The 23,858-nt window shown below is 64.5% G+C and carries 28 protein-coding genes; 16 read left to right on the plus strand and 12 right to left on the minus strand.

Annotated features, from left to right (window positions below):
• Position 1: 1 nt before the first annotated feature.
• The gene (locus tag KVT37_RS10160; RefSeq protein WP_217572289.1) at positions 2-730 is read right to left on the minus strand and encodes an NAD(P)-dependent oxidoreductase; all 729 of its coding nucleotides are present in this window, start codon (positions 728-730) and stop codon (positions 2-4) included.
• 62 nt (positions 731-792) lie between these two features.
• On the opposite strand from KVT37_RS10160, the gene KVT37_RS10165 reads away from it, so the two are divergent.
• Positions 793-1,272, plus strand: a complete 480-nt coding sequence (locus tag KVT37_RS10165) for a MarR family winged helix-turn-helix transcriptional regulator (protein ID WP_217572291.1) — start codon at positions 793-795, stop codon at positions 1,270-1,272.
• Positions 1,273-1,284: 12 nt separating this feature from the next.
• Here KVT37_RS10165 and KVT37_RS10170 read toward each other — a convergent pair whose 3' ends face one another.
• A complete protein-coding gene (locus KVT37_RS10170; protein WP_217572293.1) occupies positions 1,285-1,584 on the minus strand; it encodes a putative quinol monooxygenase in 300 nt (99 codons plus the stop codon).
• A gap of 122 nt (positions 1,585-1,706) precedes the next feature.
• Here KVT37_RS10170 and flhA point away from each other — a divergent pair, with 122 nt between their 5' ends.
• The 3 genes from flhA to KVT37_RS10185 are packed head-to-tail and all read left to right on the plus strand — an operon-like array spanning position 1,707 to position 4,933.
• A complete protein-coding gene (flhA, locus tag KVT37_RS10175) occupies positions 1,707-3,794 on the plus strand; it encodes a flagellar biosynthesis protein FlhA (protein WP_217572295.1) in 2,088 nt (695 codons plus the stop codon).
• On the plus strand, positions 3,791-4,543 hold the full coding sequence (fliR, locus tag KVT37_RS10180; RefSeq protein WP_217572297.1) for a flagellar biosynthetic protein FliR: 753 nt from the start codon (positions 3,791-3,793) through the stop codon (positions 4,541-4,543). Before flhA ends, fliR begins: the two co-directional genes overlap by 4 nt.
• Before the next feature lie 6 nt (positions 4,544-4,549).
• Positions 4,550-4,933, plus strand: coding sequence for a hypothetical protein (locus KVT37_RS10185; protein ID WP_217572299.1), 384 nt, complete (start codon positions 4,550-4,552; stop codon positions 4,931-4,933).
• 105 nt (positions 4,934-5,038) lie between these two features.
• Here KVT37_RS10185 and KVT37_RS10190 read toward each other — a convergent pair whose 3' ends face one another.
• On the minus strand, positions 5,039-5,944 hold the full coding sequence (locus KVT37_RS10190) for a LysR family transcriptional regulator (protein ID WP_217572301.1): 906 nt from the start codon (positions 5,942-5,944) through the stop codon (positions 5,039-5,041).
• Between the two features lie 120 nt (positions 5,945-6,064).
• Between KVT37_RS10190 and KVT37_RS10195 the strand changes: the two genes are divergently transcribed.
• The 6 genes from KVT37_RS10195 to KVT37_RS10220 all read left to right on the plus strand — a co-directional run bounded on the left by KVT37_RS10195 (position 6,065) and on the right by KVT37_RS10220 (position 9,658).
• Positions 6,065-6,487 carry a DoxX family protein gene (locus KVT37_RS10195; RefSeq protein ID WP_217572303.1) on the plus strand — a complete coding sequence of 141 codons (423 nt, stop codon included), beginning with the start codon at positions 6,065-6,067 and terminating at the stop codon, positions 6,485-6,487.
• Positions 6,488-6,533: 46 nt separating this feature from the next.
• On the plus strand, positions 6,534-7,406 hold the full coding sequence (locus KVT37_RS10200) for an NmrA family NAD(P)-binding protein (RefSeq protein ID WP_217572305.1): 873 nt from the start codon (positions 6,534-6,536) through the stop codon (positions 7,404-7,406).
• A 211-nt stretch (positions 7,407-7,617) separates the two neighbouring features.
• Positions 7,618-8,187 carry a rod-binding protein gene (locus KVT37_RS10205; RefSeq protein WP_254633917.1) on the plus strand — a complete coding sequence of 190 codons (570 nt, stop codon included), beginning with the start codon at positions 7,618-7,620 and terminating at the stop codon, positions 8,185-8,187.
• Positions 8,188-8,195: 8 nt separating this feature from the next.
• A complete protein-coding gene (locus KVT37_RS10210; RefSeq protein WP_217572309.1) occupies positions 8,196-8,615 on the plus strand; it encodes a hypothetical protein in 420 nt (139 codons plus the stop codon).
• A 31-nt stretch (positions 8,616-8,646) separates the two neighbouring features.
• Positions 8,647-9,177 carry a hypothetical protein gene (locus KVT37_RS10215; protein ID WP_217572311.1) on the plus strand — a complete coding sequence of 177 codons (531 nt, stop codon included), beginning with the start codon at positions 8,647-8,649 and terminating at the stop codon, positions 9,175-9,177.
• A gap of 196 nt (positions 9,178-9,373) precedes the next feature.
• Positions 9,374-9,658, plus strand: coding sequence for an SCP2 sterol-binding domain-containing protein (locus KVT37_RS10220; protein WP_112096391.1), 285 nt, complete (start codon positions 9,374-9,376; stop codon positions 9,656-9,658).
• Between the two features lie 60 nt (positions 9,659-9,718).
• Here the strand turns inward: KVT37_RS10220 and KVT37_RS10225 are convergent, their stop codons facing one another.
• Both KVT37_RS10225 and odc2 read right to left on the minus strand, forming a co-directional pair.
• Positions 9,719-10,429 carry a GNAT family N-acetyltransferase gene (locus tag KVT37_RS10225; RefSeq protein ID WP_217572313.1) on the minus strand — a complete coding sequence of 237 codons (711 nt, stop codon included), beginning with the start codon at positions 10,427-10,429 and terminating at the stop codon, positions 9,719-9,721.
• Positions 10,430-10,527: 98 nt separating this feature from the next.
• The gene (gene odc2 / locus KVT37_RS10230; RefSeq protein WP_217572316.1) at positions 10,528-11,661 is read right to left on the minus strand and encodes an ornithine/lysine decarboxylase; all 1,134 of its coding nucleotides are present in this window, start codon (positions 11,659-11,661) and stop codon (positions 10,528-10,530) included.
• 540 nt (positions 11,662-12,201) lie between these two features.
• On the opposite strand from odc2, the gene KVT37_RS10235 reads away from it, so the two are divergent.
• The 4 genes from KVT37_RS10235 (at position 12,202) to KVT37_RS10250 (ending at position 16,277) form a co-directional block, all read left to right on the plus strand.
• Positions 12,202-13,398 carry an amidase gene (locus KVT37_RS10235; protein ID WP_217572318.1) on the plus strand — a complete coding sequence of 399 codons (1,197 nt, stop codon included), beginning with the start codon at positions 12,202-12,204 and terminating at the stop codon, positions 13,396-13,398.
• A gap of 2 nt (positions 13,399-13,400) precedes the next feature.
• Positions 13,401-14,300 (plus strand): LysR family transcriptional regulator, encoded by a 900-nt coding sequence (locus KVT37_RS10240; protein ID WP_217572320.1) that lies wholly within the window; start codon positions 13,401-13,403, stop codon positions 14,298-14,300.
• 137 nt (positions 14,301-14,437) lie between these two features.
• On the plus strand, positions 14,438-15,106 hold the full coding sequence (locus KVT37_RS10245) for a DUF1007 family protein (protein ID WP_217572322.1): 669 nt from the start codon (positions 14,438-14,440) through the stop codon (positions 15,104-15,106).
• A gap of 7 nt (positions 15,107-15,113) precedes the next feature.
• Positions 15,114-16,277 carry a nickel/cobalt transporter gene (locus KVT37_RS10250; protein WP_217572324.1) on the plus strand — a complete coding sequence of 388 codons (1,164 nt, stop codon included), beginning with the start codon at positions 15,114-15,116 and terminating at the stop codon, positions 16,275-16,277.
• Between the two features lies 1 nt (position 16,278).
• Here KVT37_RS10250 and denD read toward each other — a convergent pair whose 3' ends face one another.
• The 4 genes from denD to KVT37_RS10270 form a co-directional block, all read right to left on the minus strand.
• Positions 16,279-17,253, minus strand: coding sequence for a D-erythronate dehydrogenase (gene denD, locus KVT37_RS10255; protein WP_217572326.1), 975 nt, complete (start codon positions 17,251-17,253; stop codon positions 16,279-16,281).
• Between the two features lie 2 nt (positions 17,254-17,255).
• Positions 17,256-17,462: a hypothetical protein gene (locus KVT37_RS10260; protein ID WP_112096401.1), complete on the minus strand. Its 207-nt coding sequence runs from the start codon at positions 17,460-17,462 to the stop codon at positions 17,256-17,258.
• A 51-nt stretch (positions 17,463-17,513) separates the two neighbouring features.
• A complete protein-coding gene (locus KVT37_RS10265; RefSeq protein WP_217572334.1) occupies positions 17,514-18,509 on the minus strand; it encodes a cation diffusion facilitator family transporter in 996 nt (331 codons plus the stop codon).
• A 64-nt stretch (positions 18,510-18,573) separates the two neighbouring features.
• Positions 18,574-19,260, minus strand: a complete 687-nt coding sequence (locus KVT37_RS10270) for a GNAT family N-acetyltransferase (RefSeq protein ID WP_217572584.1) — start codon at positions 19,258-19,260, stop codon at positions 18,574-18,576.
• Between the two features lie 101 nt (positions 19,261-19,361).
• Between KVT37_RS10270 and KVT37_RS10275 the strand changes: the two genes are divergently transcribed.
• Entirely contained in the window at positions 19,362-20,546 is a 1,185-nt protein-coding gene (locus KVT37_RS10275) for a pyridoxal phosphate-dependent aminotransferase (RefSeq protein WP_217572336.1), read from the plus strand.
• A gap of 3 nt (positions 20,547-20,549) precedes the next feature.
• On the opposite strand, the gene KVT37_RS10280 is transcribed toward KVT37_RS10275, so the two are convergent.
• Positions 20,550-21,311: an SDR family oxidoreductase gene (locus KVT37_RS10280; RefSeq protein WP_217572338.1), complete on the minus strand. Its 762-nt coding sequence runs from the start codon at positions 21,309-21,311 to the stop codon at positions 20,550-20,552.
• Between the two features lie 241 nt (positions 21,312-21,552).
• The gene (locus KVT37_RS10285; RefSeq protein WP_217572340.1) at positions 21,553-22,284 is read right to left on the minus strand and encodes a tellurite resistance TerB family protein; all 732 of its coding nucleotides are present in this window, start codon (positions 22,282-22,284) and stop codon (positions 21,553-21,555) included.
• Positions 22,285-22,481: 197 nt separating this feature from the next.
• Here KVT37_RS10285 and KVT37_RS10290 point away from each other — a divergent pair, with 197 nt between their 5' ends.
• On the plus strand, positions 22,482-22,844 hold the full coding sequence (locus KVT37_RS10290) for a nuclear transport factor 2 family protein (protein WP_217572342.1): 363 nt from the start codon (positions 22,482-22,484) through the stop codon (positions 22,842-22,844).
• An 80-nt stretch (positions 22,845-22,924) separates the two neighbouring features.
• Here KVT37_RS10290 and KVT37_RS10295 read toward each other — a convergent pair whose 3' ends face one another.
• A complete protein-coding gene (locus KVT37_RS10295; RefSeq protein ID WP_217572586.1) occupies positions 22,925-23,854 on the minus strand; it encodes a rhodanese-related sulfurtransferase in 930 nt (309 codons plus the stop codon).
• Positions 23,855-23,858 lie beyond the last annotated feature (4 nt).

Here is a 23,858-nt window from a genome sequence, read left to right on the forward strand (position 1 = left end):
CTTACGCAGCCGGCCGGAAGCCGGCGCGCCAGCCGAGCTCGCTGACGGCCTTGTCGGTCGTGATGTGGCCGTTCGGCTCGGCGACGTTGAAGGCGCCTTGCGATCCGCGCTCGACCGCAAGCAGCGCCGCATAGGCGGCGGCATCGACATGCACGGCCGGATCGGCGGCGGCCTCCGCGCCGGTGCCTGGCCCGTAGAGATGGCCGTAGCGCAGCACGATGCCGGTCATCGGCGAGGCACCGAGCACATGCCGTTCCAGCGCAAGGACGCCGCCGACACTGACAGCCCGGCCGCCTTCCGCGCCACTATCGAGCGGATCCGCTTCGGCATGCGGCTCCGCTCCCGGCGCATAGGCCCAGGCGATGCTCTGCGCGATCAGGCGCCGGACGCCTGCAGCCTTGGCGGCATCGACCAGGTTGCGTGTGCCCTCATCGCGGATGCGCGCGTTCCGGGCGATCGCCTCGCCCATTCGCGATGGGTCAAGTCCGGCCGGCAGGTCGGTCAGTTGATGGATGACGATCTCCGGCCTCGCCGCCGCGACCGCATCGTGTAGCCCTGCCCTATCGAACACGTCGACCACCACCGGATCGGCGCCGAGCCTGCGCAGTTCTTCCGCCTTCGCCGCCTGCCTGGTCGAGGCCGTTACCTGATGGCCGGCCGCCAGAAGCTGCGGGATCAGGCGGCGGCCGATGGCGCCCGAGCCACCGGCGAGAAAGATACGACAGCCCATCGTCTTTCGCTCCACGTTGCGATAATGTCAGAGTACGAATAACATATAAGAGCACTGATATCATGCGCAAGCAGAATCCTCCACCAGCCATTCCAGCCCCGGGCGAAGGCAAGCGCGGCGAGCAAGGCTATCTCGGCTATCTGCTGCGCCAGGCGGCCGGCGCCTATCGCCTGAAGGTGGAGCGGGCGCTTGACGAATTCGGCGTGACGCAGGCGCAGTTCGCGGCGCTGACCATGATTTCGGCCTATCCCGGCCTGTCCAATGCCGACCTTGCCCGGCTGGCGGTGCTGACGCCGCAGACGGTGAGCGTGATCGTCGGCAATCTGGAAAAGGCGGGCTCCCTCGTGCGCCGGCCTCACGCCGTCCACGGCCGCATCCAGCATCTTGACCTCTCGGACAGCGGCCGCGCCTTGCTGAAGAAGTGCCGGGAACGCGTCTACAGGCTTGAAGGCGCACTCACCGCCGGCCTCTCCGCCGAGGCGGAGCGTGCGGTGCGCCGCTGGCTGGTCGCCGTCGCGACCGCCGACGCGGCACGGGCCTGAGGTTAGGCGCTTTCAGGTCGGCGCGCCGCCGTCCGTCTCGTAAAGCGCGAGCTTGCGATCGCCGATGCCGAGCTCCGCCCAGCTCGCGCGCCATTCGGCGATATGCGCCGACTTGAAATGCGCCTCGAGCGCGGCGCGGTCGCTCCAGCCCTCCGAAACATGGATCAGCCCGCCATCCAGCACGTCCTGCGCGTAGGAATAGTGAAGGCAACCCGGCTCGGCGCGGCTCGCCGATATCATCCGTTTCATCGCCAGCCTTGCCTGTTCGAGCCTATCGGGGGGCAGCCGGACCGTGCCGATGATCAGGAGCATGCCGTTTTCCTCGCATTGGGCTTGGAGGAGGTCCCGTAGCCGCTCTCCCACCTTCGCGCAAGCTTGGAGGGTTACGGTCGAGGCCCTGCCCTGTGCGTGGCGGGTCTTGATTTGGGGACGACATGGCGATCAGCGAAACACTCCCGTCCGGCCCGGTGGCGAAAAACGGCCGCGACGTGTTCTTCGCGCTCGGCATCGTCGTCATCCTGGCGGTGCTGTTCCTGCCGATCCCGGCCTTCCTCATCGATATCGGCCTTGCCTTCTCGATCGCGCTTTCGGTGTTGATCCTGATGGTGGCGCTGTGGATCCAGCGACCGCTCGATTTCTCGTCCTTCCCGACCGTACTGCTGATCGCCACGATGCTCAGGCTGTCGCTCAACATCGCCACGACGCGCATGATCCTGTCGCACGGCAATGAGGGCACGCATGCCGCCGGCTATGTCATCTCCGGCTTCTCGAAGCTGGTGATGTCGAGCGACTTCGTCATCGGCCTCATCGTCTTCATGATCCTGATCGTGGTGAACTTCATCGTCATCACCAAGGGCGCCACCCGTATCGCCGAGGTCGGAGCGCGCTTCACCCTCGACGCCATCCCCGGCAAGCAGATGTCGATCGACGCCGACCTCTCCGCCGGCATGATCGACGACAAGACGGCGCAGTTGCGCCGCCGCGAGTTGGAGGAAGAATCCTCCTTCTTCGGCTCGATGGACGGCGCCTCGAAATTCGTGCGCGGCGACGCCATCGCCGGCCTGATCATCACCGCCATCAACATCGTCGGCGGCATCGCCATCGGCTATCTGCGCCACGGCATGGGCCTCGGCCAGGCGGCCGACGTCTTCATCAAGCTGTCGGTCGGCGACGGCCTGGTCACCCAGATCCCGGCGCTCATCGTTTCGCTCGCCGCCGGCATGCTCGTCTCCAAGGGCGGCACGCGCGGCTCGGCCAACCAGGCGGTGTTCGGCCAGCTCGGCGCCCACCCGCGCGCGCTCTATGTCGCGGCTTCGCTGCTGGTCATCCTCGGCCTGATGCCTGGGCTGCCGCTGTTCCCCTTCTTCGCGCTCGCCGGCGGCATGGCCGGCCTCGGCTACATCATCCCGCTGCGCCAGAACCGCGCGCTTGCCGCCGCCGAAGCCCTGAAGACGCAGGAGAAGGCGAACAAGGTCGAGGAGGAGAAGAACTCGGTCAAGGCTTCGCTGGTCACCGCCGAGATCGAGCTTCTGATCGGCAAGCAGCTTTCGACCAGGCTGATGGTGGCGCATCAGGAACTGGTGTTCCGCATGTCGAAGATGCGCAAGAAATTCGCCCAGCAATACGGCTTCGTGGTGCCGGAAGTGCGCGTCGCCGACGACTTCGGCATTCCGCCGAAGAGCTACCAGATCAAGGTACACGGCACGGTGGTCGCCGAATACCAGATGCGCGTCGGCGAGATCATGGTGCTGCTCGGCACGCGCGGCGTGCCCGAAATCCCCGGCGAGGAGATCCGCGAGCCGGCCTTCGGCATGCGCGCCTATTCTGTGCTCGAAACCTTCGCCGAGGATCTGAAACGTGAGAACTTCACCTTCGCCGACAACATGTCGGTGCTGCTCACGCATCTTTCCGAGGTGATCCGCAACAACCTGCCGCAGCTTCTGTCCTACAAGGACATGAAGGCGCTCTTGGAGCGGCTCGACCCGGAATACCGCAAGCTCGCCGACGAGATCTGCACCTCGCACATCTCCTATCCGGGCTTGCAGGCCGTGCTGAAGCTGCTGCTCGCCGAGCGCGTCTCGATCCGCAACCTGCATCTGATCATCGAGGCGATCGCCGAGATCGCGCCGCATGTGCGCCGCACCGAGCAGATCGTCGAGCATGTGCGCATCCGCATGGCGCAGCAGATCTGCGGTGACCTTTCCGAAGGCGGCATGCTCAAGGTGCTGCGCCTCGGCAACCGCTGGGACCTCGCCTTCCATCAGAGCCTCAAGCGCGACGCCAAGGGCGAGGTGCGCGAATTCGACATCGATCCGCGCCAGCTCGAGGAATTCGGCCAGGACGCCACCAAGGCGATCCGCAAGCATCTCGAGGCCGGCGAGCGCTTCGTCCTCGTCACCGCGCCGGACGCGCGTCCCTATGTGCGCATGATCATCGAGCGGCTGTTCACCACCCTGCCGGTGCTCAGCCATGTCGAGATCGCCAAGGGCGTCGAGATCAAGGTGCTCGGAACGATCTCGTGAACGCGCTCTCGCAAGGCGTCGTCATCGCCGCCTTCCTCGCCTTCTGCCGCATCGGCGCCTGCTTCATGCTGATGCCTGGCCTGTCCAGCGCCCGGGTGCCGCTGCAGATCAGGCTGTTCGTGTCGATCGCCGCCACCGGCGGCCTGCTCGCCTTCCTGTGGGACCGCATCTACCCGTTCGTCGATCCGCGCCCGCAGATCCTGGCGCCGATGATCGTCTCGGAGATCCTGGTCGGCGGGCTGATCGGCGCCATGACCAGGCTCTACATGGAAGCGCTGCGCTTCATGGGCTCGGCCATCGCCATGCTGATCGGCTATGGCGGCTCCGGCGGACCGGCGATCGAGGAGCCGGAACCGCAGGCAGCACTTGCCGCCATCATCTCGTTCTCGGCGTTGCTTCTGCTCTTCGTCTTCGACTTCGACCACGAGATCATCAAGGCGCTCGTCGCCTCCTACCAGGTTGCCCCGGTCAACGTGTTCTTCAACCCGCAGGCAGCCCTCGTCGACGTCACCGACACGGTGTCGGATGCCTTCTTCCTGGTCATCCGCCTCGGCAGCCCGTTCGTGGCCTACGCGATCCTGGTCAATCTGACGATCGGCTTCGTCAACAAGCTGACACCGCAGATCCCGGTCTATTTCATCTCGCTGCCCTTCGTCATCGCCGGCGGCATGATCATCTTCTATTTCGCCGTCGGCACCTTGCTGTCGCTCTTCGTCGACGGCTTCGTCGACCTCACGCTGGCGAGATAAGGCGCCATGACCACGCGAAAGGACCGCCTGAAGAAACTGGTCAAGGTGCAGGAGCAACTGAAGGCGCTGCACGAGACCCGCCATGCCGGCTTCCTCGCCGCCGCCGTCAAGGCGGAAGCCGAGGCCAAGGACCTGATCGAGCGTTTCGACACCGACAATTCGCTCGCCGGCCTCTTTCCCGCGCTCTACCACAAGCGCATCACCGACGCGCTCGGCCGGCAGCAACAGAACCTCGAAAATGCCCGCCAGGAAGCCTCGCTGATCGCCACCGCGACAGCGCGCACCAATATGGTCGAGCGTGCCTACAAGGACGTGCGCCGCCGCGACGAGCGCGAACGCTCCGACCGCGAGCGGCTCGACCTGATCACACAGAAGCGGGCCGACGAGTAGTTCAGCAATAATCCGAGGGTGACTCACGGACGACACCACGTGAACGACCGCTTTGCGCCTCAGAGCCGACTTTCACGCGGTCGGGTTCAGAAGATGTTCGTCTCGCTATTCCAGATACGGCGTCAGCACATCTTCGATCCACTTCATGAATGCGCGGACTCGGCGCGACAGATTGCTCCGATGTGCTACGACGAGGGACACGGCGAGCGCCCGGCGACGAAAATCAGGTATGATCTCGACAAGCGCCCCACTCTCCAAGTATCGGCCAATCCCCAAGAGTGGCGCCTGAATCAGGCCAAGGCCGGCGAGGGCAGCGGCTTCGTAGGTCTGTGCGCTGTTGACGTGTAGCGCACCTGGCAACTGAAGCGTCGCGTAGCTGTCGCCGTCCGGATATTCCCATCCGTAGGGTCTTGCGCCCAGCATTGTCGAAAAATGAATTGTCCGATGCTCCTGACGCTGGAGATCTTCTAGCGATCGAGGCACGCCATGGCGCGCCAGATAGGCGGGACTGGCAGCGTTGACCATGCGCAACAGGCCCAGTGGGCGGGCAATCAGCGTCTCGTCCCCGATGGGACCAAGTCGCAACACGCAGTCAAATCCCTCTTGAACCAGATCGACTTGCCGATCCGTACTCGACACCTCCAGCTCCAACTCGGGGTGAGCGGCCATGAAATCCGGCAAGGCCGGCACGATCGATGTGCGCGCCACCTCGGTCGGAAGATCGACCCGTAAACGCCCGCGAAGTGCCACGCGATCGCCTGCGAACATCGAGTGTAGGTCATCGACTTCAGCAAGCAGATCGCGGGCACGGACATGAAATGCGCGTCCGTCCTCCGTCAACCGCACGCTGCGCGTCGTCCGGTGCAGGAGCCTGACACCTACATCCTCCTCCAACTTCCGGACCGCCGTTGAGGCCCTCCCTTTTTGGATACCCAGGCTATCCGCCGCGCGGGTGAAGCTCCCCATTTCCGCTACCGTTATGAAAATGAGGATGGGTTCGAGATTCTGCATTTTCGCGCCTCGGTATTGTTTCCCAAAAAGAGAACAGTTGGTTCGCTTCCCCGGTGTTTATCACACCTAGGGGACACAGTAAGCTTCGAATATGGGGATCCGCCCATCGGAGAATGACAAGTGTCCGAAACTATGAATCTGCATCAGATACCTGAAACCATGACCCCGCATCGCGCCCTGTGGGCCGGCCGGATAATGACCGCGTTTGTCGTTATCGCTCTGGTGGCAGACGGCACTATTCAGCTTATCGCGCCGGCACAGATCGCGAGCATGTTGCAGGAAACCGGATTCGCGATGGACCTGACCCGTGTCGTGGGTCCGGTCATACTCGCCTGTGCCATCCTTTACGCCATCCCGGCCACCGCCGTCCTCGGCGCCGTCCTAGTAACGGGCTTTTTGGGAGGTGCCATCTGCGCCCATGTCCGCATTGGTGAATTGGGGTCGCCGCCGGAAATCGTTTCCATGCTTCTGGGCGCGATGACATGGGGCGGCCTCTACCTGCGTGATCCCCGAATCCGGGCCATTTTGCCGCTCATCCATTGAACCAACCGGGGCAGTGCTCTGTTCCCTCAACATCAGGAGAAAACACATGTTTTTAGTAATGGGAATCACGGGAAAAGTTGGCGGCGCAACGGCCAAACATCTGTTGGCGCACGGCAAGGAGGTACGCGCGCTCGTCCGCAATCGCGAGAAGGCGGCTAACTGGGCGAACCAGGGCGTGGAACTGGTAGACGGTGATTGGAATGATTCAGCGGCCATCGAGCAAGCGCTCAAAGGCGTCGAAGGCGCGTTCGTCATGTTGCCTCCTGTCTGGGCGCCCTCGCCCGATTACAAAGAAGCAAAGGGCGTGATCGCAAACTACGTCGAGGCGCTCACCAAGGCAGCGCCGCCGCGAGTGGTTGCGCTTTCGTCGATGGGTGCGAACAGAACGAGCGGGCACGGGGTGATCACGGCCTTGTCGCTTCTGGAGCAAGGTTTTCGCGACCTGATGTCGCCAATTGCATTTGTGCGTGCAGGCGGGTTCTTCGAAAATTTTCTTTACGGCTTGCAGGTCGCGCATGGCGGAACGCTGCCGGTCTACTACAATCCGACAAACCGGAAATCGGCCATGGTCGCGACGAACGACATCGGCGCGGAAGTCGCAACCCTTTTGACCGGGCCAGCATGGTCAGGGCAGCGCGTCGTCGAGCTTGGTTCGATGGTCACCGCGGATGAAGTCGCGGAGCAACTGGGTGAAGTCCTGAATCTTGACGTGAAAGCCTTTGCAATTCCGCGTGCAGGGTGGGCGGAAGCGTTCGAGCAGTTCGGCATCCCGAAGGGCCACACCGGACCTGCCGAAGAAATGTTTGAGGCCGTGAATGCGGGATGGATGGACCTCGGCGTCGCAGGTACGGAGCATGTAGCGGGTACGACGTCCGCACGCCATGTATTTGAGGCTGCACAGAACGCCGCCATGGCCTAAGTCCGGGACGGATCAGGCATGTCACGGAGACTGCCCGCTTCTGCGTCGGACGCGTGCGGGCAAGCTCTCAACAACAACTCGCGAAAAACCCCGTGGCGCGAAGCAGACAACCGATCCATACATCCGCATTCCACCTCCCTTTTCCCGCAAGCCTGCCACAAGCTTGTTCAGTCATTGTGCGGATAACAAAACCGGCAAAGGGCGGACTTTCTTGGCCATTTCCCCACCCAGCGACATCGTCATGGACGTTGCCCGCGCAGCGGAGCCGGCCGATGTCGAGGCCGCCCGCGCGGCGCTCCTCAGGCGGGCGGGTGGTGCGCCTGGCACCTTCTCGGTCGATCCATCCGCCACGGTCGATGCCGGCTCCGTGCTCTCGCGCGCCACGGCCGACAAGGCGGAAGCCGCCAATCCGGCGAAGAAGTTCCAGCGCTTCGAGGCGATGGTGCTGACGACCTTCATCCAGAACATGATGCCCAAGGACACCGAGGGCGTTTACGGCAAGGGCCTGGCCGGCGACATGTGGAAATCGCAGCTTGCCGAAAAGGTGGCCGATGTCATGGCCGCGCATGGCGGCATCGGCATCGCCAGATCGATGCTTGCCGACCACTATCTCGACGGCGAGCACAAGGTGCCGGTCGGCCCCGTTGCCGGCGGGCCTCAGAAGACCGAGATCGACCAGCAGACCAGGCTCTCAACCTCGATGCTCGAAGAGCTTGAGCGCAAGGCGGCACAGTCGATGACCGGCGACGACACAACCATAAAAACGGACATCAAGATCTAGGGACCTACATGGCCGACGACACGGACCTTTCCAACCTTCCCGCACGGACCAACGCAGTGGAAGCGCCCGCCGCCGCACGACCCGGCAACCTCGCCGCCATCATCGGCCGCATCGAGGAAGTCGTGGAGGAGGAGACCGCCGGTATCCGCAGCGGGGCGGCCTACGACCTCAAGTCCTCGAACGCGCGCAAGAGCCGCTATCTCTACGAGTTGAACCGGGCGCTCAAGGGCGCCAACGAGATCGAATTCCTCGAGCAGCATCGCGAAGGTCTGCTCAGGTTGCGCCAGAAGCTGGCGAAGAACGAGGCGGCGATCCTGGCCCATCTCAATGCGGTCAACGAGGTCGCCACGCTTCTGAGGAACGCCATCCAGCGCGCCGATGCCGACGGAACCTATTCGGCTGGCGAGTTCGGAATGGCCAGGGCCTGATGAAGATGATCACGGCGCGAGGACAGATCCGGTGATAAAGTTCATCGCCGCCGCGCTGTGGATCTGCGCCGTGACGCTTGGCGCGGTCTTCTATTCGTTCCAGGCGGCCAGCCAGCGCGGCGCGGCCGAGCCGCCGAAGCCGATGCTGGGCGGCCTCGACTACGTCAAGACCGACATGATCTCGGTGCCGCTGCTGCGCGACGGCAGGATCGATGGCTATTTCCTCACCAAGCTCGTCTACACGGTTGAGCCGGCGGAGATTAAGAAGCTGTCGATCCCGGCGCAGGCGCTGATGACCGACCAGGTCTATTCCTATCTCTATTCCAATCCGCAGATCGATTTCACCAAGAAGGAGTCGATTGATCTCGACGCCTTCCGCAAGTCGATCCGCGATACCATCAACACCCGTATCGGCGTCGAGCTGGTGCACGAGGTGCTGATCGACCAGGTCAACTTCCTCTCCAAGGACGATATCCGCGACAACGCGCTCCGTCGCCGCAGGGGTGCCGGCGAAACCGCGGCGGCGATGACCAAGGCGTTCAAGGCCGCGCCGGAGCATTGATTGTCCGGCCAAGGTTCGGCATGGATGTGCCTGAGCCAGCTTACCCGTGATGCGACTTGACGCATGGTGACCGCGTTGACGTTAACGTCAACTCGAAGCTATATGCGCCGGTGACACGCGACCGCGCGCAGGCGTGGTGCGTCGCCCAGCGGCCGCGAGCCGGTGCGCGTCAACGCAACCAATGAGGAGAACCGCCATGGGCGTTCAGGAGATTGCCGACAAGATCAAGTCGCGCGTGGCAAGCGCCGGCTTCGAGCATTCGGTCAAGTTCGACACCGGCAGCGACGGCGTCATCGTCATCGACGGCGCGACCGTCTCGACCACCGACGCGCCGGCCGACTGCACGATCAAGCTCTCGCTCGACGATCTGGATTCGCTGATTGCCGGCGACCTCAACCCGACCATGGCCTTCATGGCCGGCAAGCTCAAGGTCGAAGGCGACATGACGGTCGCCATGGCGCTCAGCCAGCTGCTCGGCTGATCTTTCACAAAAAACGCCGCCCGATGGGCGGCGTTGCGTTTTTTGTCGAGCCCGAAGCCTTCAGGCGACGAAGCCCAGGGCCTGTCCCTTGATCTTACGGCCGGCGGCCTTGATCGTGCCCCTGGCTCGATCCAGCGCGCCGTCCTTCAGCTCCACAGCCAGAAGCCGGTGCCGCTCATAGGGGCCAGGCATGGCAAGCGTTCCGGTGCGGTCGGCCGAGAAGCCGAACCGGCCGTAATAGGGCGCGTCGCCGACGAGCAGGACCGCGCCATGGCCGAGCCGCGCGGCTTCGGCGACCGCGTGCCGCATCAGCGCCGAGCCGATGCCGCCGCTCTTCAATCCCGGCTCGACCGCGAGCGGGCCGAGCAGGAGCGCCGGACCGCCCTCGCCCAGCCTCACATCCCAAAGCCGCACCGTGCCGACGACCGCGCCCGACGCGTCGCGGGCAACGAAGGCCAGGCCTTCCGACGGCCGGCGGCCGCGCCGCAGCTTCTCGGACGACTTCTTCTTGCGGTTCGGTCCCATGGCCCGGTCGAGCAGCGCTTCGCGCGCCACGGCGTCGCCCGCGCCTTCGCCAACGATGACGAAGGCCGGCGCCTGGGCGGCCCCCCCGTCCGGCGCGCCGCGCGAGCCAGCCTGTGCCCGGTGGGCCAGGGAGGGCGCCAGCGCCGCGATCGGGCTCTTCTCCCCCGCGGAGAAAAGCTCAGCCGACGGTCCGGACGAGGGGGCAATTTCGGTGGCCGCAATGGCCGATTTGATCAGGTATTCCATATCCGCGATCCTTCACGAGCGGAGATCTGTTCCACAAGCGAGCCCGGGCGGATGACAGCACCCACCCGGGTTGATCTGAGCGGTCTCTTGCGAACTGCTCAGATCACGTAGGATCGGAGAGGCTCGAAGCCGTTGAACGCGACCGCCGAGTAGGTGGTCGTGTAGGCTCCGGTGCCTTCGATCAGCACCTCGTCGCCGATGGTCAGCGACAAAGGCAGCGGATAAGGCGTCTTCTCGTACATCACGTCGGCCGAATCGCAGGTCGGGCCGGCGAGCACGCAAGGCGCGGTTTCCGAGCCATCATGGCGCGTGACGATCGGATAGCGGATCGCCTCGTCCATGGTCTCGGCGAGGCCGCCGAACTTGCCGATGTCGAGGAACACCCAGCGCACATTGTCGTTGTCGGCCTTCTTCGAGATCAGCACGACTTCCGACTTGATGACGCCGGCATTGCCGACCATGCCGCGGCCCGGCTCGATGATCGTCTCGGGCAGCGCGTTGCCGAAATGCTTGCGCAGCGCCGAGAAGATCGCCTGGCCATAGGCCTGCGCCACCGGCACGTCCTTCAGGTAACGGGTCGGGAAACCACCGCCCATATTGACCATCTTCAAGACGATGCCTTCGTCGGCGAGCGTCGCGAAAACCTTCTTGGCATCGCCCAGCGCGCGGTCCCAGGCCGTGAGATCGGTCTGCTGCGAGCCGACATGGAACGACACGCCATAGGCGTCGAGGCCAAGACCCCGGGCATGGCGCAGCACGTCGACGGCCATCGCCGGCACGCAGCCGAACTTGCGCGACAGCGGCCACTCGGCGCCTTCGCCGTCGGTGAGCACGCGGCAGAACACGCGCGCGCCGGGGGCGACGCGGGCGATCTTCTCGACCTCTTCGACGCAGTCCACTGCGAACAGGCGAATGCCGAGCTGATAGGCGCGTGCGATGTCACGCTCCTTCTTGATGGTGTTGCCGAAGGAAATGCGATCGGCCGGCGCGCCGGCATCCATCGCCATCTCGACCTCGGCAACCGATGCGGTGTCGAAGGACGAGCCCATCGCAGCAAGCAGGCGCAGGATTTCCGGCGCCGGGTTTGCTTTCACCGCATAGTAGATCTTGGAATCGGGCAACGCCTTCTCGAAGGCGCGGAAATTGTCGCGCACGACATCGAGGTCGACGACGAGGCAGGGGCCGTTCGGACGTCGGGTGGCGAGGAAGTCAAGGATGCGCTGGGTGGCCATCGGGGTCTCTCCATAACGCCTTTCGGCGCGCAATAAGGCTGCGGGACGCGGGCGCTCAGCCTCGCGAACACGCGGTGGACAAAGGCGGGACGGAAAATCCATGGAACCAGCCGGTGGAGACCCCGGAACCATGAAATGCCGTCTCGCGGCGGTGAACCTTGGCCTTGCCCGGCCTCGGTTCGCTTTGTCTGCCTTGGCTTGGATGGGAGACCCGTCCGCACTGCCGGCAATGAAGGTGTGCCTCTTTAGTAACCCCGGTCTTTGGACAACCGGAAGAGAACCAGAAAGGCCCGCACCGTCGTTGCTTCAAGGTGTCCTCGGTCTTGTGGTTGGCCACTGACCGACTGGAGGGGTTGGCTCCAGTTACCTTACCGATTGCCCTCACCATTCGAGGATCGGCGGACACCCACAGGCACGTGCGACTTTGGGCAAGCGCGATATAGGAGCGAAGGGTTTCACAATCAATAAAAATCGTAAGCGCCGGTTGTAAAATTTCCGGCATCGAACAATGTTTGTCCAACCGTATCCGGAAATCGAACGATGCCAGGAACCCAAGGACCGCTTAACGCCTTCCTCGATCTGCGCCAAATGCCTGTGGCGAATGCGGAATTAGGCCCGCTTGCCGGCCTGCGCCTGGCCGTCAAGGACATCTATGACGTCGCCGGCTACCGCACCGGCTGCGGCAACCCGCAAAGGTTCGAGGAGGCGCATGCCGCCTCGCGCACGGCGGAAGCGGTGCAGACGATCCTCGACGCCGGCGCGCGATTCGTCGGCAAGACCCAGACCGACGAGCTGGCCTTCTCGCTGTTCGGCCAGAACGCGCACTACCCGTATCCGGTCAATCCCGCCGCGCCCGACCGCGTCACCGGCGGCTCCTCCTCCGGCTCGGCGGCTGCCGTCGCCGGCGGGCTGGCCAACATCGCCACCGGTTCCGACACCGGCGGCTCGATCCGCGCCCCGGCAAGCTTCTGCGGCCTGATCGGACTGCGCACCACGCATGGCCGCATCCCGCTCGAAGGCGCCATGACGCTGGCATCGAGCTTCGACACGTTCGGCTGGTTCGCCGACGATATCGAGACCTATGAGGCGGTTGGCAAGCTTTTGCTCGGCCGCGATCCGCACCAGCACCCGCTCACCCGGCCGCTGTCGATCCGCTGGCTGGACGCCTTCGTCATGGGTCCGGCGGAAGCCGAGCAATATGCGCGCATGAAGGCGCTGGCCGCTTCGGCCATAGGCCAGCCGGTGGAGACCGAATACGCCTTCGCCTCCTTCCCCGACGAGCTCTACTGGTGCTTTCGCCGGCTGCAGGCCTACGAGGCCTGGCGCGAACATGGCCCCTGGATCTCCGCCGGCGGCAGCCTCAGCCCAGGCGTCGAGGAACGCTTCGGCTTCGGCCGCAGCATCGATGCCAAAACCGCCGCCACCGAAGCGGCGCGCCGCCTGACGTTCCGGCACGAGCTCGGGTCGCTGCTCGGCAACAACGGCTTCCTGGTCCTGCCCACCGTTCCCGGCGCGGCACCACTCGCTGCGGGCACGCCCGAGCAGTTCCAGGCCTATCGCGAACGGGCGCTGCATCTCTTATGTCTCTCCGGCCTTTCGGGCTTTCCGCAGATCACCTTGCCGATCGGCTCCGTCGATGGCGCCCCCTTCGGTCTGTCGCTGCTGGGGCCTTCCGGCAGCGACGTTGCCCTGATACGGCTCGGCCGCAAGATTCTCGACGCGGCACGAAAGGTCTGACCATGGACACATTGACCCGCATGCGCGCCTTCATCGACGTGGTCGAGGCGGAAGGCTTTTCGGCCGCGGCGCGCAAGATCGGCCGCTCCAAGGCGCTGCTGTCGAAATATGTGCGCGAACTGGAGGACGAGCTCGGCGCGCTGCTTTTGAACCGCACAACGCGCCAGTTCTCGCTGACCGAAGCCGGCCACACCTATTATCAGCGGGCGTCGGAAATCGTGCGCGAGGTCGACAGCCTCGCCGAGACGGTGCGCCAGTCTTCCGGCGACGTTCGCGGCAGGATCAAGCTGTCGGCCGCCCGCACCTTCGCCGACGCGCCGATCGGCCAGTCGCTGATCGACTTCACCAGGCAGCACCCCGATATCGTGCTCGACATCCATCTCGACGACCGTTTCGTCGACCTGGTCGAGGAAGGTTTCGACCTTGCCGTGCGCATCTCGCGGCTGGAGAACTCCTCGCTCATCGCCAGGCGCCTGGCGCCATTCTCGGTCAGGCTCTGCGCATCGCCGGAGCTGATCGCCAAGCATGGCGCGCCGACGCGTCCGCAGGATCTCGCCAACATGCCCTGCATCGTCGACACCAACGGCCGCTCGCTGGCCAACTGGCGCTTCAAGGGTGAGGGCGAGGACTCCATGAGCGTTGCCGTGTCAGGTCCGATCGAAGTCAACAGCCCGATCGTGGCAAGGGCCGCCGCGCTGTCGGGCCTCGGATTCGCCATGCTGCCCGATTTCATCGCCGCCCCCGACGTCGCGTCCGGCAAGCTGGTCACAGCGCTCGACGATCGCCTCCTGTCGGGCACCGGCATCTTCGCCGTCTACCCGCACCGACGCTATCTGCCGGCCAAGGTACGCGTCTTCGTCGACTTCCTGGTGCAGTGGTTCAGGACGCGCGACACCGCGTGATGCATGTCGCCCAGAAGTGTTCGCGGTTCTGGGACAACGACATGCATCGAAACCAACATTAGCAGGCGTCCCAATTTCGCCCCCTTTCTGATAACTCTCGGGTTTACCCCCCCAAGTCGATGGAATCGCGGCCAGGAATGCATCTGAAACGGCAAGCAACCATGCTGGCTTCGGCCCTTGCGGCCACGTTGGCCTCGGTCGAGCAGGCCGAAGTGCACCCGCATGTCTTCGCCGAGGCCCGCCTCGACGTCATCCTCAGCCAGGATCACCAAAGTGTGACGGCGCTGCGCCACCTTTGGCGCTTCGACGACCTGTTTTCGAGTACAGTGATGATGGAGTTCGACAAGAACTCCGATCTGAAACTGGACGACAAAGAGCTCAAGGAAGTGGCCGACACCGTCCATTCCTCGCTGGCCGAGTTCAACTATTTCCAGCTCGTCACCCAGGACGGCAAGGACGTGCCCATGGTCCCGCCGCCGCATCTGATGGCGAATTTCGACAACGACCAGCTGATCATCCTGTTCGAGTCGCAGCCCAAGACGCCGATGAAGCTGAGCGGCAAGATCGACATCGGCGTCTACGATCCGACCTTCTATACCGCGATCGACTTCACCGACGACGCAAACCTGACCGTCGAAGGCCTGCCCGCGACCTGCACCAAGAAGGTCATCCGTCCCGATCCGGACGAGGCGATCAAGGAAAACCAGAAGACCCTGACGGACGCGTTCTTCAATGATCCGACAGGCACCGACATGAGCAAGATCTTCGCCACCAAGCTCGAGTTGAACTGCTCGCCGGAAGGATGATTTGGTGATGAAACCGTCGTTGCGTTTGGCACTCGGCCTGGTGGCCGCCACCCTGGTGATGACGCATCTGCCCGTCGCCGCGCATGCGCAAAGCTCGCTCGGCATCGGCACCAATGATGGCATGGCGCCGACCACCACGGGTCCGTTCGCCCATATCCTGATTTGGATCAATCTCAGGCAGCAGGAATTCTACCATTCGCTGGCGGCCGCCATGAAGGCGATGCGCCAGGACGGCAGCAAGCTCTGGCTGTTGATCGGCCTGTCCTTCGCCTATGGCATCTTCCATGCCGCCGGCCCCGGCCACGGCAAGGCGGTGATTTCCTCCTACATGGTCGCCAACGAGGTCGCGCTGAAGCGCGGCATCATGCTCTCCTTCGTCTCGGCGCTGCTGCAGGGCCTGACGGCGGTCATCGTCATGATGCTTGCCTATTTCGTGCTGCGCGGCACCGCGATCTCGATGACCGACGCGGCCTGGTTCCTCGAAATATCCAGCTTTGTCCTGGTCACCTTGTTCGGTGCCTGGCTACTTTGGCGCAAGCTCGGTCCATCGGTGCTACGCCTGTTCGGCAAAGCGCCGGCCTACAGCCTGTCGGCCGCCCATGCCGGCCATTCGCATGGCGGGCATTCACATGCCCATGCGCACGCCCATTCGCATGCCGGCCATTCCCATGCGCATGCGCACGCCGCGCATTCCCATGCCCTGCACGTGCATGACGACCACGATCATCATGACCACTCGCATGCGCATGACCATGGTCACGCTCACCACGACCATGGCCCGGGCGAAGTCTGCGAAACCTGCGGCCATTCGCACGCGCCGGACCCGGCGATGCTGTCGGGCGATCGCTTCGACTGGCGCACGGCCTGGTCGGCGGTCGCCGCGGTCGGCATCCGCCCCTGCTCCGGCGCGCTGATCGTGCTGAGCTTCGCGTTGCTCAACGGGCTGTGGCTTGGCGGGCTGCTGTCGGTGCTTGCCATGTCGATCGGCACCGCCATCACCGTCTCGGCGCTGGCGACGATCGCGGTGCTCGCCAAGAACTGGGCCGTCTATTTTGCCGGCGACGGCGGTATCGGCAACCGTATCCATTCGATCGTCGAGATCGGCGGCGCCGCCTTCATCTTCCTGGTCGGCTTGCTGCTTCTGTCGGCCAGCCTGTCCGGCGGCGTCTGAGCTAAGCGATCTTCCCGCCGAGTTCATCCTCGATATGCGCGCGGATGATCTCGTCGAAGCTAGTCTCAGCTTTGAAGCCTAGCTCCCTGGCCCGCCTGGCCTCGAAGCGCGTCGGCCAGCCCTTGACGATCGCCCAGATGGTCTCGTCGGGCTGTTCGCGGATCCGCTTCGCGACCGCGGCGCCGGCTATGCGCTCCAGCGCCTCGATCTGCTCACCGACGGTGACGGCGACGCCGGGCATTGTCAGGTTGCGGCGTGGCCCGACCTTATCGCCGTCGATTTCGGCCGCATGGATCAGGAAGCCCACCGCCGAGCGCGGGCTGGCATGCGTGTGCAGCACCGAGCGCGGCACCGGCAGGATCGCCTCCTGGCCGCTGAGCGGCTCGCGGATGATGCCGGAGAAGAAGCCCGACGCCGCCTTGTTCGGCTTGCCGGGGCGCACGCAGATCGTCGGCAGCCGGATGCCGATGCCGTCGAAGAAGCCGCGCCGCGTATAGTCGGCAAGCAGCGCCTCGCTCATCTGCTTTTGCGTGCCGTAAGAGGTCAGCGGCGTCGGGTGGAACTCGTCCGGGATGACGTCCGGAAACGGCGCGCCGAACACCGCGATCGACGAGGTGAAGACAAGACGCGGCGAAAATGCCGCCAGCCGCACCGCATCGAACAAAGCGCGCGTGCCATCCAGATTGACGCGGTAGCCGAGATCGAAATTGGCCTCCGCCTCGCCCGACACGATGCCGGCGAGGTGGAAAATCACATCCGGGCGCGAGGCGACGAGCTTTGCCGTCGCGCCGGGCTCGGAAAGATCGCCGGTGTGGATCGCGACATCGACACCGGCGAGCGCCGGCGCCTGCGGTGGCACGATGTCATGCAGGTCGAGCGCCGTTATCTTGCGCCCGCGCAGGGCGCCATCCCTGGCCAGCCGCGCGATGAGCTTGCGGCCGACCATGCCGGCCGCGCCCGTGATGAGTATTCTCATTTTCAGAGGCCTTTCTTGCGTTGGCTGCGTCCGCGCAGCCACAGGACGACGAACAGCCCGAGCACGAAGATCACGGCGATGATGGCCGCCAGGACCGTCGAGACCTTGCCAACGGCCAGCATGATGGCCGGCAGGAAATAGGCGGCGAGACCGAACACGAGCAGTATCACGGCCGCGGCGATCGCCGCGTTGCGGGTGTCACGATCCATCAGCGGGCGTACCTCGCTCCGAGGCTGTTCGGCTTCGTCATCACGGCGCGGTCAGTGATAGTGCCGGCGGTCGGCGGGCGCGCCATGCGCATGGTCGTGATCATGAGGATGGTCGTGCTCGTCATGGCTGTCGGCGCATTGGCCGAATTCGGGCTCGACCGTGGCATGATCGATGCCGTGCTTGGCGGCGAGCCGCTTCTTGATGGCGCTGACAGCCGCATGGGCGTCGACCCCGTCATTCAGGCAGGCATGCAGCGTCGCCATGTTGGAGGTGCCGTCGAGCGACCAGACATGCATATGATGCACCTCGCGCACGCCCTTGACCGAGCCTTCCAGATCCTTGGCGATCAGGTCGCGGTCGAGGCTTGCCGGCACGCCTTCGAGCAGGACATGCGCGGCCTCGCGCATCAGCGACCATGCCGTCGACAGGATGAGCAGCGACACCAGCACCGACAGGATCGGATCGATCGGCGTCCAGCCCGTGGCGATGATGATGACGGCGGCGACGATCGCCGCGGCGGAGCCCAGCAGGTCGCCCAGCACATGCAGGATGGCGCCGCGCATGTTGAGGCTTTCGCGGTCGCCGCCATGCAGCACGAAGAAGGAAGCGATGTTGACCAGCAGGCCCGCCACCGCCACCACCAGCATCGGGCCTCCGAGCACGGGCGCGGGCGCCATCAGCCGCCCCCAGGCCTCGTAGACGATCCACAGCGCGATGACGAAGATGGCGATGCCGTTGGTGTAGGCGACAAGCGTCTTCACCCGGGCAAAGCCATAGGTAAGCCGCCCGGTGGCCGGGCGCCCGGCGAGATGGAATGCATACCAGGCAAGGCCGAGCGCGATGGCGTCGGCCAGCATGTGCCCGGCATCCGCGACCAGCGCCAGCGATCCGGTCAGCCAGCCGCCCAGGGCCTCGGCGACCATAAAGCCGGCGGTAAGGCAGGTCGCGATCAGCACCCGCTTCTTGTCGGTCGAGCCGTGCACATGGCCGGGACCATGGCTATGACCGGCCGACCCGTGATCGTGCGAAGCGTGGTCATGCGCCATCGCTAAACTCCTGTCTGCCGACCATGGTCCCGAAAGCCGGTTTTCCGGTATTCAGGATCATGGTCTACGCGCCGAACTCGGCGCGGAAATCCTCAAGCCGCCGCTTCTGGCTGCCTTCGCCGTCGAAATTCGCCGGATCGAGCCAGGCCTCATAGGCTTTCCGGAGCGCCGGCCACTCCTTGTCGATGACCGAATACCACGCCGTATCGCGGTTTTCACCCTTGACCACGAAATGCTGGCGGAAGATGCCCTCGAACTTGAAACCGAACCGCTGGGCGGCGCGCTTCGACGGCTCGTTGCGGTTGTTGCACTTCCATTCGTAGCGGCGATAGCCGAGCTCGTCGAAGACATATTGCATGAACAGGAACTGCGCTTCGGTCGCCCCCGGCTTGCGCGAGATCAACGGTCCCCAATAGATATTGCCGATCTCGATGACGCCGTTATTGGCATCGATGCGCATCAGCGTCTGTCGCCCGGCGACCTTGCCGCTTGCCTTGTCGATGACGGTGAAGAACAGCGGATCCTCGAGCGCCTCGGCCTTGTCGAGCCATGGCTGGAAAGCGTCGCGGCTTTTCGGCGGATGGTCCGGCAGCCACGCGAAGCGCTCATCGATATCGGCGACGGACGAGGTTTCATAGAGGCCATCGCCATGCTTTGCCGCGCTGAACGGCTCGAGGCGCACATAACGGCCTTCGAACAGCTTGCGCTCCGGACGCGGGCGCGGCTTCCATTCCTTGAGATTTTCCGACACCCCTACATTTTCCGACACGGGGAACTCCAATCCGTTTGACATTTCCTGGCGGACGCTCACAAAAACGCTCGCTCACAGAAAGAACCACAGGGACGGGAAAAATGCTCCACACGATCGCGGCCTTCGACCGGCTCGGCGAGGAAAATGCGTTCGCGGTGCTCGCCAGGGCGACCGCGCTTGCCCATCAGGGCCGCGACATCGTCAATCTCGGCATCGGCCAGCCCGACTTCAAGACGCCGCAGCACATCGTCGAGGCGGCGATCAAGGCACTGCGCGACGGCCACCATGGCTATACGCCCGCCAACGGCTTGCTTGCCACCCGCGAAGCGGTGGTGCGCCGCACGCTGACCACCACCGGCGTCGAGGTCTCGCCCGAAAATGTGATGATCCTGCCCGGCGGCAAGCCGACTATGTTCGCCGCGATCCTAATGTTCGGCGAGGCAGGCACGGAGATCCTCTATCCGGATCCCGGCTTTCCGATCTATCGCTCGATGATCGAATTCACCGGGGCGACGCCGGTGCCGGTGCCGATCCGCGAGGAGAACGGCTTTGCCTTCTCGGCAGAAGAGACGCTGGCGCTGATCACGCCGAAGACCAGGCTGCTGATCCTGAACTCGCCCGCCAATCCGACCGGTGGCGTCACGCCCCGCGCCGAGATCGAAAAGCTGGTCAAGGGGCTGGAGAGGCACCCTGAGGTCGCCATCATGTCCGACGAGATCTACGACGTCATGACCTATGACGGCGAGACTCACCATTCGCTGCTGAACTTCCCAGAGATCCGAGACCGGCTGATCGTACTCAATGGCTGGTCGAAGACCTGGGCGATGACCGGCTGGCGCATGGGCTGGTCGATCTGGCCGAACGGCGACAAGGGGGGCCATCTCTACGACAAGGTGCGCAAGCTCGCCGTCAACTGCTGGTCGTGCGTCAACGCGCCGAGCCAGTTCGCCGGCATCGCTGCGATCGACGGCCCGCAGGACGATGTCGACAAGATGATGCGCGCCTTCGACAATCGCCGCAAGATCGTGGTCGAAGGGCTTAACGCGCTGCCCGGCATTTCCTGCATCACGCCGAAGGGCGCCTTCTACGCCTTCCCCAATGTCTCGAAGACCGGCTGGAAGGCGAAGAAGCTTGCCTCGGCCCTGCTGGAGGATGCCGGCGTCGCGCTGATCGGCGGTCCGGATTTCGGCGTGCTCGGCGAAGGCTATATCCGCCTCTCCTACGCCAATTCCGAGGAAAACATCCTGCGCGCGCTGGAGCGCATCGAGGCGTTCTTGAAGAAGTAAATTTTAGCCTCTGCCGACGAATGGCATCTTCGTCGCCATCACCGTCATGAACAGCACGTTGGCGTCGAGCGGCAGGCTGGCCATATGCAGCACCGCGTCGGCGACGCGCTGCACATCCATCACCGCTTCGGCGGCGATCGAGCCATTGGCCTGCGGCACGCCCACCGTCATCGGCTGCGCCATCTCGGTCAGCGCGTTGCCGATGTCGATCTGGCCGCAGGCGATGTCGAAGGGCCGGCCGTCGAGCGCCAGCGTCTTGGTGAGCCCGGTGATCGCGTGCTTGGTCGCCGTGTAGGGCACAGAGCCGGGGCGCGGCGCATAGGCCGACACCGAGCCGTTGTTGATGATGCGCCCGCCCATCGGCTTTTGCCGGCGCATGGCGCCGAAGGCGGCGCGGGCGCACAGGAACGAGCCGGTGAGATTGACGCCGACGACATCGTTCCAGACTTCGACCGGGATCTCGTCGATCAGCGTCGACTTGTAGCCCATGCCGGCATTGTTGAAGAGCAGATCGACGCGGCCGAACGCCTCGAGCACCGTCTCGAACATGTCGTCGACCGCGGCGGCCTTGCTGATGTCGCAGGCGACGGCCAGCGCCTTGGCTTGCGTCTTCCCCGCCTCGGCGATCGCCTCATCCAGCACTGTCTTGCGGCGGCCGCAGAACACCGTGTTCCAGCCGGCCTTGAGCAGGGCCGTGGCGACGCTCTTGCCGATGCCGGTGCCGGCGCCGGTAACGATGGCGGTCTTCTCTGCTAGGGCTGTCATCGCCGTCCTCCCGGTCATGAATGGAAAGACGTGGCATCGCAAATGCCGGGGATCATGGCAAGCAACTGTTGGCGAGAAAGACGGGGCCAACAAAAAGGGCGGCCATTGGCGACCGCCCCGATCTGAACCGCGCTTGGGAGGAGGATAAGCCGGTCCGACTGATTAGAATGATGCGCTTGCTGAGTTAACGAGAGATTAACGACCGGCAAGGCGTCGCCCAACGGCGTTTACCAACCCTGATTCACCACTGCGAACTGGGCGCGCTCCCGGCCGGCACCTTGGCTGCCGAAACCGTCGCCTCGACATGGTCGACGAGCGCGTCCGGCAGGCCGAGCCGGCCGGCAAGCAGGTCGAGATAACCGCGCTCGGCGCGCGTGTCGGGATCGATGGTCAGCCGCGAGGCGGTGTACAGCTCGAGCTTCTGCGCGTCGGTCTTGGCGCCGGCGACCAGCGTGTCGAGATCGAGCGGGCTTTCGAGTTCGGCCATGAGGAATTTCTCGGCTTCAGCACCGATGCCGGCGAGCTTGAGCTTGTCGGCGATCTTCTTGCGCTCGTCATCGTCGACGTGGCCGTCGGCCTTCGCCGCGGAAATCATTGCCCTGACCAGGGTCAGGGTGAATTCGGCCTCGCCCTGCGGCGCCTGCGCTGGATGGAAGGCGGTGTCCGCCGGCGGCGGCAGCAATTCCGGCTCGCTGGCAGCCGGCGCCTGCGCCGGTTCCTTGCCGGCCTTGTAGTTCTGATAGGCCTTGTAAGCGAGACCGCCGATTGCCGCGAGACCGCCGAGCTTGACAGCCGCGCCCGTGACCTGCCGTCCAGTGCCGGTTCCGAGCAGCACGGCCGCCAGCGCGCCGGCGGCGAGCGGATTGTCCTTCGCCATCTGCACCGCCTGCCCCGCCTTGTCGCGGACAGTCGAGCCGGTCCCAGGGATTTGCGAGCCGAGAAGATCGTCGAGCAACTTCTTGGGGTCGAGCATCAATGCCTCCAGAATTGGCCCGGCCGAACGCGCCCGGGCAGGGTTTCGGACGGGCAAGAGGTAGGCCCCGCGCCCTGACATTACAATGACGGTGGACAATTCGCCCGCGCGGTCTCGCTGTCGGTCGGGCTCCTCATGTGTCGAAACGCTGGAATGCTTCGAGTAGGATCGTGTCGATTTCAGAAAGGAGCGATTGAATGACGAATGCAGAAAACCGCGAGCCGGCGCGCGATCCGCAGGATCTCGAACGTCTGCTGATCGACCGGCAATGGGCCGGCGACATCGAAGGCATGCTGGCGCTGTTCGAGCCCGACGCCGTCGTCGACAGCGGCGGCGACGAGCCGGTTCGCGGCCGGCAGGCGATCCGCGCGCTGTTCGAGCAGGGCATCGCCGCCGGGCGAAAGTTCCAGCGCGGCGAGCAGCGCCCTGCCCTGATCAACGGCAACCTGGCGCTGACATCGACGAGGCTGCCTGACGGCGGCATAACCAGCGAGGTCGCCCGCCGTCAGAGCGACGGGACATGGCTCTGGGCGATCGACCGCTATTCAGTCGCGTCTTAGAGTTGTTTTGACGCAATTCCGGACGGAGGGCGACGGCGAGTCGCCGCGCCTTACCGCTTCACACTTTTCCTGGAATTGCTCTAGCTGCCGATATGGCGCTTGCCGCCTCGTGCTTGCGCCAGTTCCACCTGGCGATGACGCTCGGCATAGCGCTCTCGATCCTCGTCGGAGCGCGTTTCGAAACAGTGCGGACATGAGACGCCGGCAGTGAATTTCGGCGACAGCCGGTCCTCGACGGTCAGCGGGTGCCGGCAGGCGCGGCAGAGTTCCGCCTCGCCCTCCGCCAGCCCATGCGAGACGGACACGCGCTCGTCGAACACGAAACATTCACCTTGCCACAGGCTCTCCTCGGCCGGCACGTCCTCCAGATATTTCAGGATGCCGCCCTTGAGATGGAAGACGTTGTTGAGGCCGAGCGACTTCACATAGGCCGTCGCCTTCTCGCAACGAATGCCGCCGGTGCAGAACATCGCCACCTTGCGGCCTTCGAGCTCCTCGCGGTGTTCTTCCACCCAGGCTGGGAACTCGCGGAAGCTGGAGGTCCTGGGATCGACCGCGCCCTTGAAAGTGCCGAGCGAGACTTCGTATGCGTTGCGCGTGTCGATGACGACGGTGTCTGCATCCGAGATCAGCGCGTTCCAGTCGGTCGGCGCGACATAGGTGCCGGCGCTGGTTGCCGGATCGATATCCTCGACACCCATCGTGACGATCTCGCGCTTCAACCGCACCTTCATGCGGTGGAACGGCATCTCGGCGGCGCCGCTGTATTTGACTTCCAGCCCGGCAAGGCCTTCGATGGCCTGGAGATGATCGATCAAGGCAGCGATCGCCTCCTCGCTGCCCGCAACGGTGCCGTTGATGCCTTCATGCGCCAGAAGCAGCGTGCCCTTGATGCCGCGCCCGCAACAGAAGGCGGCGAGCGGCGCGCGCAGGGCCTCGTATGCGTGGAGCCGCGCGAACTTGTAGAGCGCGGCGACCCGGATGGGCTGAATTTCCTTGGTTGCTGTCATGGCC

Origin of the sequence: Mesorhizobium sp. GbtcB19 (assembly GCF_019091085.1) — a bacterium.
In the GTDB taxonomy this organism is placed as follows: domain Bacteria; phylum Pseudomonadota; class Alphaproteobacteria; order Rhizobiales; family Rhizobiaceae; genus Mesorhizobium.